Annotated in this window: 15 protein-coding genes; 9 read left to right on the forward strand and 6 right to left on the reverse strand. The window is 73.0% G+C overall.

All coding sequences use genetic code 11. The annotated features are described in order from the left end of the window. Window positions 1-35: 35 nt before the first annotated feature. The gene (locus KBY32_RS04095; protein WP_115507498.1) at window positions 36-428 is read right to left on the reverse strand and encodes a cyclic nucleotide-binding/CBS domain-containing protein; all 393 of its coding nucleotides are present in this window, start codon (window positions 426-428) and stop codon (window positions 36-38) included. A 136-nt stretch (window positions 429-564) separates the two neighbouring features. Further along, on the reverse strand, window positions 565-1,365 hold the full coding sequence (gene hisN, locus KBY32_RS04100; protein ID WP_108708594.1) for a histidinol-phosphatase: 801 nt from the start codon (window positions 1,363-1,365) through the stop codon (window positions 565-567). Between the two features lie 310 nt (window positions 1,366-1,675). Between hisN and KBY32_RS04105 the strand changes: the two genes are divergently transcribed. Then, window positions 1,676-2,290, forward strand: a complete 615-nt coding sequence (locus tag KBY32_RS04105; protein ID WP_210978920.1) for a TetR/AcrR family transcriptional regulator — start codon at window positions 1,676-1,678, stop codon at window positions 2,288-2,290. Window positions 2,291-2,321: 31 nt separating this feature from the next. Here KBY32_RS04105 and KBY32_RS04110 read toward each other — a convergent pair whose 3' ends face one another. The 4 genes from KBY32_RS04110 to KBY32_RS04125 all read right to left on the reverse strand — a co-directional run bounded on the left by KBY32_RS04110 (window position 2,322) and on the right by KBY32_RS04125 (window position 5,911). Then, on the reverse strand, window positions 2,322-2,645 hold the full coding sequence (locus KBY32_RS04110; protein WP_108708595.1) for a multidrug efflux SMR transporter: 324 nt from the start codon (window positions 2,643-2,645) through the stop codon (window positions 2,322-2,324). 129 nt (window positions 2,646-2,774) lie between these two features. After that, window positions 2,775-3,785 (reverse strand): ribosome small subunit-dependent GTPase A, encoded by a 1,011-nt coding sequence (gene rsgA / locus KBY32_RS04115; protein ID WP_210978921.1) that lies wholly within the window; start codon window positions 3,783-3,785, stop codon window positions 2,775-2,777. 17 nt (window positions 3,786-3,802) lie between these two features. Next, window positions 3,803-5,119, reverse strand: a complete 1,317-nt coding sequence (gene aroA, locus KBY32_RS04120) for a 3-phosphoshikimate 1-carboxyvinyltransferase (protein WP_210978922.1) — start codon at window positions 5,117-5,119, stop codon at window positions 3,803-3,805. Window positions 5,120-5,188: 69 nt separating this feature from the next. After that, on the reverse strand, window positions 5,189-5,911 hold the full coding sequence (locus KBY32_RS04125) for a M50 family metallopeptidase (protein ID WP_210978923.1): 723 nt from the start codon (window positions 5,909-5,911) through the stop codon (window positions 5,189-5,191). A 50-nt stretch (window positions 5,912-5,961) separates the two neighbouring features. Here KBY32_RS04125 and KBY32_RS04130 point away from each other — a divergent pair, with 50 nt between their 5' ends. From KBY32_RS04130 to def, 8 genes are all read left to right on the forward strand, one after another. Continuing rightward, the gene (locus tag KBY32_RS04130) at window positions 5,962-6,777 is read left to right on the forward strand and encodes an SOS response-associated peptidase (RefSeq protein WP_210978924.1); all 816 of its coding nucleotides are present in this window, start codon (window positions 5,962-5,964) and stop codon (window positions 6,775-6,777) included. A 1-nt stretch (window position 6,778) separates the two neighbouring features. Further along, window positions 6,779-7,417, forward strand: a complete 639-nt coding sequence (locus KBY32_RS04135) for an alpha/beta family hydrolase (RefSeq protein WP_210978925.1) — start codon at window positions 6,779-6,781, stop codon at window positions 7,415-7,417. Between the two features lie 257 nt (window positions 7,418-7,674). Then, window positions 7,675-8,370, forward strand: coding sequence for a sigma-70 family RNA polymerase sigma factor (locus KBY32_RS04140; RefSeq protein WP_055624160.1), 696 nt, complete (start codon window positions 7,675-7,677; stop codon window positions 8,368-8,370). Further along, window positions 8,367-8,669, forward strand: a complete 303-nt coding sequence (gene rsrA, locus KBY32_RS04145) for a mycothiol system anti-sigma-R factor (RefSeq protein WP_055624159.1) — start codon at window positions 8,367-8,369, stop codon at window positions 8,667-8,669. The genes KBY32_RS04140 and rsrA overlap by 4 nt, the downstream gene beginning before the upstream one ends. A 111-nt stretch (window positions 8,670-8,780) precedes the next feature. After that, on the forward strand, window positions 8,781-10,088 hold the full coding sequence (locus KBY32_RS04150; RefSeq protein ID WP_210978926.1) for an HD-GYP domain-containing protein: 1,308 nt from the start codon (window positions 8,781-8,783) through the stop codon (window positions 10,086-10,088). Then, entirely contained in the window at window positions 10,085-11,326 is a 1,242-nt protein-coding gene (locus KBY32_RS04155) for an HD-GYP domain-containing protein (protein ID WP_210978927.1), read from the forward strand. Before KBY32_RS04150 ends, KBY32_RS04155 begins: the two co-directional genes overlap by 4 nt. Window positions 11,327-11,434: 108 nt before the next feature. Then, the gene (locus tag KBY32_RS04160; RefSeq protein WP_055624156.1) at window positions 11,435-12,415 is read left to right on the forward strand and encodes a hypothetical protein; all 981 of its coding nucleotides are present in this window, start codon (window positions 11,435-11,437) and stop codon (window positions 12,413-12,415) included. A gap of 74 nt (window positions 12,416-12,489) precedes the next feature. Then, on the forward strand, window positions 12,490-13,140 hold the full coding sequence (def, locus tag KBY32_RS04165; RefSeq protein WP_055624155.1) for a peptide deformylase: 651 nt from the start codon (window positions 12,490-12,492) through the stop codon (window positions 13,138-13,140). Window positions 13,141-13,207: the final 67 nt, after the last annotated feature.

Consider the following 13,207-nt stretch of genomic DNA (forward strand, 5'->3'; position numbering starts at 1 on the left):
CCGTCGTGTGTGCTCAGGCCGGCGTGTGCTGGTGCTCAGGCCGGCGCGTGCTGGCGGGCCGGAGCCCAGCAGCGGATGACGTCCCGGACCGAGACGACGCCGACGGGCTCGTCGCCCTCCAGCACGATCAGATGCCGGAAGCCGCCGTGCGCCATGGCACGGGCCGCCTCCTCCAGGGTCCAGGACGGGGTGGCGAAGACGACGTCGTCGGTGGTGTGGTCGTGCACCCGTTCGGTGTCCGGACTCTGCCCGAGACCGACGGAGTTGAGGATGTCGCGTTCGGTGAGGATGCCGATGCCGCCCGCGTCGGGATCATGGACGACGGCCGCGCCGACCCGGCGGGTGGACATCAGCGCGGCTGCCTGGCGAAGGGTGTGGGTGGGGCCGATGGTGAGGACCACGGTGCTCATGGCGTCTCGTACGAGCATGGATGGAGCCACCTCCTGAAGTGCCCCCGCACCGCCGCTCCTGCCTGACGCAGGACGCGCCCTATGGCGGTGCACAAGTTCACAAGTGGGGGGATCCCCAGAGTGACAGGTAAAGAGGGGGTCAACAAGAGGGCGTTCAGTACCGGCCGTTGAGGTAGCCCAGGAGTTCGTCGTGCAGCAGGCCGTTCGAGGCTGCGGCGTTGCCGCTGTGCGGGCCGGGGCGGCCGTCGAGGCCGGTGAAGCTGCCGCCCGCCTCCGTCACGACGATCGAGGTCGCGGCCATGTCCCAGAGGGAGAGCTCCGGTTCGGCGCAGAGGTCCACCGCGCCCTCGGCGACCATCATGTACGGCCAGAAGTCGCCGTACGCGCGCGTGCGCCAGACCTCGCGCGTCAGGTCGAGGAAGCCGTCCAGGCGCCCCTGCTCCTCCCAGCCGCTGAGCGAGGAGTACGCGAACGACGCGTCCGCCAGCTTCGAGACGCGCGAGACGTGCAACCGGGTCGCGGCGGAGAGGCTGCGCCCGCTGAACGCGCCGTACCCCTGCGCGGCCCACCAGCGCCGGCCGAGCGCCGGGGCGGACACGACGCCGACGACCGGCTGGAAGCCACCCTCGCCCGCCTCCATCAGCGAGATGAGCGTGGCCCACACCGGGACGCCCCGGACGTAGTTCTTGGTGCCGTCGATCGGGTCGATCACCCAGCGGCGGGGGCCGGTGCCCTCGACGCCGTACTCCTCGCCGAGGATCGCGTCGCGCGGGCGGGCCCGCTGCAGCTGCCCCCGGATCAGCTCCTCGGCGGCCCGGTCGGCCTCGCTCACCGGCGTCATGTCCGGCTTGGTCTCTACCTTGAGGTCGAGCGCCTTGAAGCGGGCCATGGTGGCGGCGTCGGCGGCGTCCGCGAGGACGTGGGCGAGGCGGAGATCGTCGAGGTAGTCCGGCATGGAACGAACCGTATCTGTCGTGATCGAGGTGGGGCCACAGGACCCCCGCGCGGACCGGCCCCCACACGAGAGCCACACACCCGATCCCAACCCCGCACCCGCCCCGGCGCCCCCGGCGCCGGAAAGCCCTCCCGCGCCGGGCCCCACGCCGCCTGCGCCGGAAAGCCACCCCGCGCCCCAAGCCTCCCCGGCGCCCGGCGTCCGAGCCCCGCGCGCCCCCCGGCCGAAGGCACCGGATGCCTTCGGGAACCCTTGACAGTGGTTCCCCGCGCGTCAAATCTGGGCGCTAAGCCGCTCGCCCCAGGAGGCGATGATGCCTGCAGCGCGGGATTCCCTGCTCGACGCCGCCTTCACGGCGCTGGCGCGCCGGCCCTGGTCGGCCGTGCGGATGGTCGACGTGGCCGCGGCGGCCGGGGTGTCCCGGCAGACGCTCTACAACGAGTTCGGCAGCAAGGAGGGCCTGGCCCGCGCGCTGGTCCGCAGGGAGGCCGACACCTATCTGGCGGGCGTCGAACGCGCGCTCGCCACCACCGGTGACGCCCGCGACCGGCTGACCGCGACCGCCGACTGGACCGCGCGGCTCGCCCGCGACAACGCAGTGGTCCGCGCCCTGCTCACCGGTTGCTGGAGCGAGCGCCTGCCCGCGCCGACGCTGTCCGCGGTGCCGTCCTCCTCGGCCGTGCCCGCCCAGCGCAGGGCCGACGGGCCGCTGCCCGCGCCCGGCGATTTCGTGGCCATGGTGCGCGACCGGGCCGTCACGGTGCTCGCCGCGTCCGGTGCCGCCCAACCGGACCCCGCCGGTCTCGCGCGCTGCTGCGAACTCGCCCTGCGGCTCGCCCTGTCCTGCGTCGCCGCCCCGCCGCCCGGCGAGAACGGGGTCGCCGAGCTCGTACGGGGCGCGCTGGACCGGCAGTTGAAAGACTGACCCGCGTCAACAACCCTGCGGGTCGATGCACCTAGTGCGCGGATCCGGACAGCTGGAGGCCGACCACTCCCAGGATGACCAGGGAGATCGACACGATCTTCAGCGTGGAGACGATGTCCCCGAGGAAGACCATCCCGTAGATCGCGGTGCCCGCCGCCCCGATGCCCGTCCACACCGCGTAGGCCGGACCCACGTCCAGCTTCCGCAAGGACAGGGTCAGCAGACCGAAGCTGCCGAGCGCGAAGATGCAGAAGGCCACGGTCGGCCACAGCCGTGAGAAGCCGTGCGACAGTTTCAGACAGACGGCGAAGCCGGTTTCGAGCAGCCCCGCCACGATGACCAGCAGCCACGCCATGTGCTGTCCTCCCGTATCCCCAGGTTCGGTGACCGCTATGTCAGGTTCGTCAGCCTTTGGCCAAGCTTGGAGCTCGCTCAGTGCGATTATGCCCTTACCTAACTCACGGGGGGACAAACAACGCGGAGGTCAGTCGCCCTCCGTGCGCTCCCGCGTCGACAGCAGCCGGCGCAGCGAGTACAGCCGCGCCGGATCGGCGTGACCCTCCGCCACCCAGGCGTCCAGCGCGCAGTCCGGCTCGTCGTGACTGCACGCGCGCGGGCAGCCCTCGGTGCCCGCCTCCAGGTCGGGGAAGGCGTGGATGACGCGGGACGGGTCGACATGGGCGAGCCCGAACGACCGTACGCCCGGGGTGTCCACCACCCAGCCGTCCGCCCCGCCCAGCGGCAGGGCGAGCGCCGACGTGGTGGTGTGCCGGCCGCGCCCTGTCACCGCGTTGACGTGTCCGGTGATACGCCGGCGATCCTCCGGAACCAGCGCGTTCACCAGCGTCGTCTTGCCGACGCCGGAGTGGCCCACGAACGCCGTGACCCTGCCGCTCAGATGCTCGCGCACCCGGTCCGCGGCGCCGCCGTCGGCCAGTTCCTCGCGGTTGGTGACGACGTACGGGATGTCCAACGCGCCGTACAGCTCCAGCAGTTCGTCCGGCGACGCGAGGTCGGACTTGGTCAGCACCAGCAGCGGCTCCAGGCCGCCGTCGAAGGCCGCCACGAGACAGCGGTCGATCAGCCGGGGCCGCGGCTCGGGGTCGGCGAGGGCGGTGACGATGGCGAGCTGGTCGGCGTTGGCGACCACGACCCGCTCGAACGGGTCGTCGTCGTCGGCGGTGCGGCGCAGCACCGAGCTGCGCTCCTCGATGCGCACGATCCGCGCGAGCGTGTCCTTCTTCCCGGTCAGATCGCCGACCAGGGCCACCCGGTCGCCGACCACCGCGGCCTTGCGGCCCAGTTCGCGGGCCTTCATCGCGAGGACGACCCGGTCGTCGACGAGACAGGTCAGCCGCCCACGGTCGACGGTGAGGACCATGCCCTCGGCGGCGTCCTCGTGCTTCGGGCGGATGTTGGTCCGGGGCCGGGTGTTCCGACGGCCGGGGCGCGTGCGGATGTCGTCCTCGTCGGTGTGCTTGCCGTAGCGGCGCATCGCTGTGTCCCCGAGCCCTACGCCCCGAGCATCCCGGTCCACAGATCGGGGAAGTCCGGCAGCGTCTTCGCCGTCGTCGCCACGTTCTCGATGCTCACACTCTCGACCGCGAGGCCGATGATCGCGCCGGCCGTCGCCATACGGTGGTCCTCGTAGGTGTGGAACACGCCGCCGTGCAGCGGGCGCGGGCGGATGTGCAGGCCGTCGGCGGTCTCGGTGACATCGCCGCCGAGTTCGTTGATCTCCTTGGTGAGCGCGGCCAGCCGGTCCGTCTCGTGCAGCCGCAGATGCGCCACCCCGCGCAGGGTCGAGGGGGAGTCGGCGAGGGCCGCGACCGCCGCGATGCCGGGCGTCAGCTCGCCGACCTCGCCGAGGTCCACGTCGATGCCGTGGATCGCGCCCGAGCCGGTGAAGACCAGCCCGTACTCCGTCAGTTCGCAGGAGCCGCCCATCTCGGTGAAGATCTCCCGCAGCCGGTCGCCGGGCTGCGTGGTGCGGGCCGGCCAGTCCGGGATGAGGATCTTGCCGCCGGTCACCAGCGCCGCCGCGAGGAACGGCTGGGCGTTGGACAGATCCGGCTCGACGGTCAGATCGCGGCCGAGCAGAGCGCCCGGCGTGACCCGCCAGACGTTCGGCTCACCGCCCGACTCCGGGGTGTCCACCTGGGCGCCGACCGCGCGCAGCATGTCGACGGTCATCCGGATGTGCGGCATCGACGGCAGCGTGGAGCCGGTGTGCCGGACCTCGACGCCCTGGTTGAAGCGCGGACCCGACAGCAGCAGCGCCGACACGAACTGGGACGACGACGAGGCGTCGATCTCCACCACGCCGCCCTCCAGCGCACCCCCGCCGTGCACGGTCAGCGGCAGCGCGCCCCGGCCGTCGTCGTCGATCCGGGCGCCGAGGACGCGCAGCGCGTCGATCACCCCGTGCAGCGGACGCTCGTACGACCTCGGGTCGCCGTCGAAGCGGACCGGGCCGTCGGCCAGCGCGGCCACCGGCGGCAGGAAGCGCATCACCGTGCCGGCGTTGCCGACGTCGACCGTGGCCGGGCCGCGCAGGCCCGCGGGCAGGACCCGCCACGCCTCACCGGTGCCCTCCGGACCCACGCCCTCCTCGATACCGACACCCATGGTGCGCAGCGCGCCGGCCATCAGCAGCGTGTCCCGGGAGCGCAGCGGGCGACGCAGCCAGCCGGGCTCGCTCGCCAGGGCGGCGAGGACGAGGGCACGGTTGGTGACGGACTTGGACCCCGGCACGTGGACCGTCGCGTCGACGGCTCCGCTCGCGTGCGGGGCGGGCCAGAGGGCGGTGGATGCGTCGTTCGGGGCCATGGCCCCACTTTATAAGCAGGCGGTCCCGCCGGTGCCGCGCCGTGGGGCCGCGCCCTGTGACGCAGCGCCTCACAGGTCCAGCATCCAGCGGCCCCCGCCGAGGAGCGAGCACAGCGACACCGCGTGGAAAAGGAACAGCCACAGCCCCGCCGGGACATGGGTGAGCCGCGACAGCTGGTCCGCGTCCGAGTCGCCGGCCCCGCCCCGCGACCGCTTCGCCTGCAGTTCGAAGGCCGGCGGAACCCCGCCCACCAGGAGGAACCACACCACCGCGTACGCGAACGCCGCCTGCACCTGCGGTCCCGCGAGCCACGAGACCACCACGAACGTGCCGCCCGTCAGGAAGACCGTGAGCGCCCCATAGGCATTGCGGATCATCACCAGCATCGCCAGCAGCAGGAGCGTCGCCAGCCACAGCAGCAGCGTGATGCGCCCGGCGGACAGCAGCGCGGCACCGCCGAGCCCCAGCAGCGGCGGCGCCGTGTAGCCCGCGGCCGCCGTGAGGATCATGCCGAGGCCGTACGGCTTGCCGCGGCTCACCGTGAGGCCGCTGGTGTCGGAGTGCAGCCGTATCCCGGTCAGCGCCCGGCCGGTCAGCAGGGCGACCAGACCGTGCCCGCCCTCGTGGGCGATGGTGATGGCGTTGCGCGCCAGCCGCCACGCGCCGGGCGTGACGACCACGGCGAGCGCCGCCACCAGGGTGGCGATCACCACCCACAGGTCCGGGTCGGTCTGCGTACCGGAGACCTCGTCCCACAGCGAGGCGAGCGAGGCGGATGCGGTGCTGTCCATATGAGGCGTCGACTCCCTCGGGGTGGATGGAATCTGGCAGTGTGGCACGTATGTGCGGACGGTATGCAGCCAGTCGTGGGCCCGAGGACCTCGCGGCGATCTTCGAGGTCGAGAAGTGGGAGCCGGAGGAGACCCTGGAGCCGGACTACAACGTGGCGCCGACCAAGGAGGTCCACGTCGTCCTGGACCGCCCCCTGAAAGACGCGGACGACCCGCGCCCGGTTCGGCAGCTGCGCAAGCTGAAGTGGGGACTGGTCCCCAGCTGGTCCAAGACGCCCGAGAGCGCCTTCAAGATGATCAACGCGCGCGCGGAGACGGTCCACGAGAAGCCGTCGTACCGGCGGGCCTTCACCTCCCGGCGCTGCGTCATCCCCGCCGACGGTTACTACGAGTGGGTCACCGGCCGCCAGGAGCTGGACCTGGAGCAGGAGGGGAAGCGCAAACGGCCGCGCAAGCAGCCCTACTTCGTGCTCCCCGCCGACGGCTCGGTCTTCGCGATGGCCGGGCTGTACGAGTTCTGGCGGGACCGGACCCTGCCGGACGACCATCCGCGGGCCTGGTGGGTGACCTGCTCGGTGATCACCACGGAGGCGGAGACCGAGCCGCTCGCGGTCGCGCCCGAGGAGGGCCCCCGCTCCCTGGCCGACATCCACCCCCGGATGCCGCTGATGCTGACGCCCGACCGCTGGGACGCCTGGCTGGACCCCGCCCGCCAGGACCCGGAGGAGCTGCGCTCGCTCCTCACGCCGCCGCCGTCCGGGCTGATGCGCGCCTACCCGGTCTCCACCCTGGTCAGCAACGTCCGCAACAACGGCCCGGAGCTGCTGAAGGAGCTCGACGGCCCCGAAGAGGGCACACTCTTCTGACGTGACGACCGAGATCATCGAGACCATCGCCACGGACGCGGGGGACGCCCGTGTCACCTGGCACCCGGCGCCCCGGCCCCGGCTCGTGCTGGCCGTGAGCCACGGCGCCGGCGGCGGCATCGGCGCCCGCGACCTCGTGGCGCTCGCCCGGACCCTCCCCGGGCACGGGGTGAGCGTCGCCCTCGTCGAGCAGCCCTGGCGGGTGGCCGGCAAGAAGGTGGCGCCCGCGCCGAAGACCCTGGACACCGGGTGGCGCGGAGTGTGGCCGGCGCTCGCGGCGCCGGGCCTGCCCGTGGTCTCCGGCGGGCGCAGCGCGGGCGCCCGCGTCGCCTGCCGCACGGCCGTGGAGCTCGGGGCGCACGCCGTACTGGCGCTCAGCTTCCCCCTGCACCCGCCGGGCAAGCCGGAGAAGTCCCGGGCGGACGAACTGCTCGGCGCCGGCGTGCCCACTCTCGTCGTCCAGGGCGGCAACGACCCCTTCGGCAGGCCGGAGGAGTTCCCCGACGGCCCCTACGAACTGGTCGAGGTGCCCCACGGCGACCACGGGTTCGCCGTGCCCAAGCGGGCGCCCCTCACCCAGGACGAGGCCGTGTCCCTCGTCACGGACGCGGTCGTCGGGTGGGCCGGGTCACTGGGGTAAAGACTCGGGAATGTTGCGGCCCCGGCCTCTGTTGTGGCGGACAGCGGTGCCCACGCACCGGCACCGACGTCGCTGGAGAGGAAGTCCGCCGCATGGGTTCGACCTTCTGCCCGAGTCGCAGCAGCCGTGCCGACCTGGACTGGACGGTGCTGCACGCGGCCAAGACCGCCCCTGTTCGAGGGGCGGCAGGTACGGCAGGTCGTCTATCCTCCGATTCAGGCACGGCCGGATTCGGCCCTGCCCGGAATCTTGAGGAGGTGGGTCCGGTTCCCGGTACCGACGCAGGGACCGACAACGGCCAGGCGGAGCAGCCCGAGGGCCTGGGCACGAGCGTGGGCACGTCCCCCGAGACGACCGCCGAGCGCACCGCGCGCTTCGAGCGGGACGCGCTCGAATTCCTCGACCAGATGTATTCGGCCGCGCTGCGCATGACGCGCAACCCGGCCGATGCCGAGGACCTGGTGCAGGAGACCTACGCCAAGGCGTACGCGTCCTTCCACCAGTTCCGCGAGGGCACCAACCTGAAGGCGTGGCTGTACCGGATCCTCACCAACACCTTCATCAACTCGTACCGCAAGAAGCAGCGCGAACCCCAGCGCTCCGCGGCCGAGGAGATCGAGGACTGGCAGCTGGCGCGCGCCGAGTCGCACATGTCGACCGGACTGCGCTCCGCCGAGTCGCAGGCGCTGGACCACCTGCCGGACTCGGACGTGAAGGAAGCACTGCAGGCGATCCCCGAGGAATTCCGCATCGCCGTGTATCTGGCCGACGTAGAGGGCTTTGCGTACAAGGAGATCGCGGACATCATGGGGACACCCATCGGAACGGTGATGTCCCGGCTGCACCGGGGCCGCCGTCAACTGCGCGGCATGCTCGAGGACTACGCCCGCGAGCGCGGGCTGGTCCCGGCCGGCGCCGGAGAGTCGGACGAAGCGAAAGGCTCGGGCTCATGAGCTGCGGAGAGCCGCACGAGACGGACTGCTCCGAGGTACTCGACCACCTCTACGAGTTCCTCGACAGCGAGATGCCGGACGTCGACCGCGTCAAGTTCAAGCAGCATTTCCAGGAGTGCTCGCCGTGCCTGGAGAAGTACGGACTCGAAGAGGCCGTGAAGAAGCTCGTCAAGCGCTGCTGCGGCCATGACGACGTCCCCACGGACCTGCGCGCGAAGGTGCTGGGCCGGCTCGACCTGATCCGCTCCGGACAGGCCGTGCCCGACCACGACGTGGCCACCGCACCGCAGGAGACCTGACGCCCCGCGTCACCCGAACGTGCGAAAGGCGGGCGACACGCCCGCACCCGCCCCCACACCCACCTAGGCTCCGCGTGAGCTGAGCAGGTGACGGTGGGGGAGGGGCCGGGCATGGAGAGCTTGCCGGCACGGGGGCGTGTGTATGTCGCCTGTGCCGCCCTCGCGGCGGCGCTCTGTCTGGTGCCCCTGCGGTCCGCGCACCCGCCCTGGTGGGCGGTGGCCCTCCTCGCCGCGCTGTACGCCGGCGGGGGACGCGTCGCCGCCCGCGGACGTCTGTCGGGCACCTTCTACCCCGTGCTGCTGGCCGGGGCGTTCCTCCTGCCCGCGCCCGCCGCCGCGCTCGTGGCGGTGCCGGGCGCGCTGCTCGGACCCGTCGGACGCCGGCCGCGCGGACCGCGGCGCCTGTGGCGGGCCTCCCAGCTGGTGCTCGCCGTGTCGGCGGCCGCCGGGGTCTACGGGGCGCTCGGCGAGCCGGACGCCGTGACCGCGTCGGAGTTCCCCCGCGCGCTCGCCGCCGCCGGGGCCGCCGTCGTCGCGTTCTGCCTGGTCCTCACCCTGCTCGACGGCGGCATCCTGACGCTCGCCGAGCGGGTGCCCGCGCGCCGCGCCTGGCGCGGTCTCTTCCTGCGCTCCCTCGCGCCCATCGCCGTGCACGGCCTGGCCGGACTCATGATGGCCGTCCTCTGGCACAGCCCGTACGGCCCCGTCGCGGCCCTGCTCGTGCTGCTGCCCATGTGGGTGTCGTGGTGGGTGTTCGCCCAGTACCACCGGGAGCACGCGGCCCATCAGGCCACCATCCGCGCCCTCGTGCAGGCCGTCGACATCAAGGACGGCTACACGCGCGGCCACAGCGAGCGCGTCGGGCACGCCTCCATGATGATCGCCCGGGAACTGGGCCTGGACGACGAGCGGGTGGAGGTGCTGCGCTTCGCCGGCATCCTGCACGACGTCGGCAAACTCGGCGTGCCCACCCGGCTGCTGCGCAAGGACGGCCCCCTCACCCCCGAGGAACGCCGGATCATCGAGCTGCACCCGGAGTACGGGCACGAGATGGTCCGCGGCATCTCCTTCCTCGGCGAGGCCCGGGCCGCCGTCCTGCACCACCACGAACGCCTCGACGGCAGCGGCTACCCCTACGGCCTGAGGGGCGGCCAGATCCCGGAGCCCGCCCGGGTGGTGGCCGTCGCGGACGCCTTCGACGCGATGACGTCGACCCGCTCGTACTCCCGGGCCCGGCCCGTCCAGGTCGCGCTGCGAGAGCTCCAGCGGTGCGCGGGCTCGCAGTTCGACCCCCGGATGGTCACCGCGCTCGTCCGGGCCGTCCGCCGGTTCGGCTGGCACCCCGCCGTGACCGCCGACGAGGCCGGCGCGCCCCCGTCCCGGCCGCCCGTCTCCAGCGCCCCCGGAGCCCACCGATGACGGCCCCGCGGCCATCGCTCCTGCTCGGCTGCGTCCACACCGGCGCCGCCCTCCTCGCCGGGCTCTCCCTGCTCGACTGTCTGCGCGACGGCCTCGACGAACGCGGCACCGCCCTCGCCTTCGGCGCCCTCGTCGTCCTCGGTGAGCTGACCCGCTGGACCGGGGCCGAGGGCCGCGAGGCCGCACCTCTCGGCGCCGCGGCCGCCCTGTCGTACGCGCTGCTCGGGGAGGCCGGCGGGCAGGCCACCCATCACGGGGTGACCCAGGTCGTCGGTGTGGTGCTGACCGCCTCGCTGCTCGGGAGCGTCCCGCACATCGCGTGCGGGAGGCCCGTGCGGGACCATCTCGCGCGGCGCGTGCTCACCACCGGCTTCGCCGCGGTCTGTCTGCACCCCCTCTACAACCAGGGCGCCTTCCACGGCTGGGGCACCTCCTACGCCCTGCTCCTGGCGGCGGTCCTCACCCTCACCTTCCTGTGCGACGCGCTGCTCGCCGCGGCCCTCGCGCACTCCCGCACCGGCTGGCCGTTCGGGCCGCTGCTCCGCGACGAGCTGCGGGCCACCCTCGGCATCGGGTCGGCGGTCTGCGCCACGGGCGCGGTGATGGCGCTCGCCGTCGCCGTCGTCGGGCTGTGGGCGCTGCCGGTCTTCTCGGTGCCGCTGCTGCTCACCCAGATGTCGTTCCGCCGGTACGCCGCCGTGCGGACCACCTACCGGCAGACCATCGCCTCGCTCGCCCGGGCCACCGAGATCGCCGGGTACACCCCGGCCGGGCACGCCCGCCGGGTGGCCGCCCTCAGCCGGGAGGTCGGCCGGGACCTCGGGCTGTCCGAGGCGGAGCTCACCGTGCTGGAGTACGCGGCGCTCATGCACGACATCGGGCAGCTCAGCCTGGTCGACCCGGTGCCGGCCGGGGCGACCGCCCGGCTGCCCGCCGAGGAGCAGCGGCGGATCGCGCTGCTCGGCGGGGCCGTGGTCCGCCAGACCGGCGTGAGCCCCCAGGTGGCGCTGATCGTGGAGCGTCTCGCGGACCCCTGCGCCGAGCAGCCGGTCGCCGCCCGGATCGTGCGCGCGGTGAACGCGTACGAGGAGAAGGCACGCGACGCGGGGCCCGGCGGGGCGCTGGCGGCCCTGGAGGAACTGCGCCTGGGCACCGCCGGGGAGTACGCCCCGGAGGTGGTCGGCTCGCTCGCGCGGGTCCTGTCCAGAGACGGTCTGAGCATGCCTGTGGCTGGGTAACCCATGGGTAATGAGCGCCCTTCCAGCCGTACGTGGTTGGATGCGAAGGAAAGGGTGTCCGGGGGCAGCACTAGCCAGCCCACTCCACGGAACTGGCAGGCGGGAATCGTGAGGATCTTCGGCAAGGGACGGCACCGGCCCTCCGCCTCCTGGCGGCAGGCCACCGACCGGGCGTTCACTCTGATCGGCGACGGCCGGTACGAGGACGCCGGCGCGCTGCTGACGCGGGCCGCCGATCTGGAGCCCTGGCTGTCCGAGTCCTGGTTCAATCTCGCGCTGCTGCACAAGTTCCGGCACGACTGGGAGCAGGCGCGGGCCGCCGGGCTGCGGGCCGTGGCCCTGCTGGACCGCGAGACCGGCGCCCCCGACTGGTGGAACGTCGGCATCGCGGCGACCGCGCTGCAGGACTGGCCGCTGGCCCGGCGGGCCTGGCAGGCGTACGGCCTGCGGGTGCCGGGCGGGGCCACCGAGTCCGGTGAGCCGGCCGGGATGGACCTGGGCAGCGCGGCCGTACGGCTCTCCCCGGAGGGCGAGGCCGAGGTGGTGTGGGGGCGGCGGCTGGACCCCGCCCGGATCGAGGTGCTGTCGATCCCGCTGCCGTCGTCCGGCCGCCGCTGGGGCGAGGTCGTGCTGCACGACGGGGTGCCCCACGGGGAGCGGACCACGTCGTCCGGTCACTCCTTCCCGGTCTTCGACGAGATCGAGCTGTGGGCGCCGTCGCCCGTCCCGACCTGGGTGGTCCTGCTGGAGGCGGCCACCGAGTCCGACCGGGACGCGCTGGAGCAGCTCGCGGCCGACGCCGGGTTCGCCGCGGAGGACTGGTCGTCGTCCGTGCGTCTGCTGTGCCGGATGTGCTCGGAGTCACGGATGCCGTCCGACGAGGGCGACGGGGAGCATCTGGACCCGCACGACCACAGTGAGCCCGGCCACCCGGGTCCGCTGGGGCACCGCACCGACGGGCAGCTGTGGGTGCCGGAGCGCGAGTGCGGGGTCGCCGCGCCGGCCGCGCTGGTCCGGGGGCTGCTGGACGGCTGGGTCGCGGACAGCCCGGACAGCCGTGACTGGCGTGATCTCGAAGAGGTCTGCTGAGCGTTCCCCGTACCCTGTATCAGCATCACCGTCCGTCCGATCCCCGGTTTGTGCAGGAAAGGCTTACGTCTGTCATGGCCCAGCAGGACACCGATCAGCAGCACGCGGGCGTGCTCCCCGTCGACGACGAGGGCTTCGTCATCGACTCGGAGGACTGCGAGGAGCGCGAGCAGGCGTACCGCGAGCGCGGCACCTCGCGGCCCATCACGGTCGTCGGCAACCCCGTCCTGCACAAGGAGTGCAAGGACGTCACGGAGTTCGACGACGAACTGCGGCAGCTGGTCGACGACATGTTCGCCTCGCAGCGCACCGCCGAGGGCGTCGGCCTGGCCGCCAACCAGATCGGCGTCGACCTGAAGGTCTTCGTCTACGACTGCCCGGACGACGAGGGCGTGCGGCACGTCGGTGTCGTCTGCAACCCCAAGCTCGTCGAGCTGCCCGCGGACCGGCGCCGCCTGGACGACAGCAACGAGGGCTGCCTGTCCGTGCCGACCGCGTACGCCCCGCTGGCCCGCCCGGACTACGCCGAGGTGACCGGCCAGGACGAGAAGGGCAACCCGATCAAGGTGCGCGGCACCGGCTACTTCGCCCGCTGCCTGCAGCACGAGACGGACCACCTGTACGGCTACCTCTACATCGACCGCCTCTCCAAGCGGGAGCGCAAGGACGCGCTGCGGCAGATGGCCGAGAACGAGCCGCGCTACCCGGTCGTCGCCAACGACTGACCCCCTCGCGCCCACGGGCCGCATCCGTACGGCGCCCGCCCAGGACCTTCGTCCCGGGCGGGCGCCG

The organism is Streptomyces sp. RK62, from assembly GCF_018070255.1.
Lineage (GTDB): Bacteria > Actinomycetota > Actinomycetes > Streptomycetales > Streptomycetaceae > Streptomyces > Streptomyces nigra.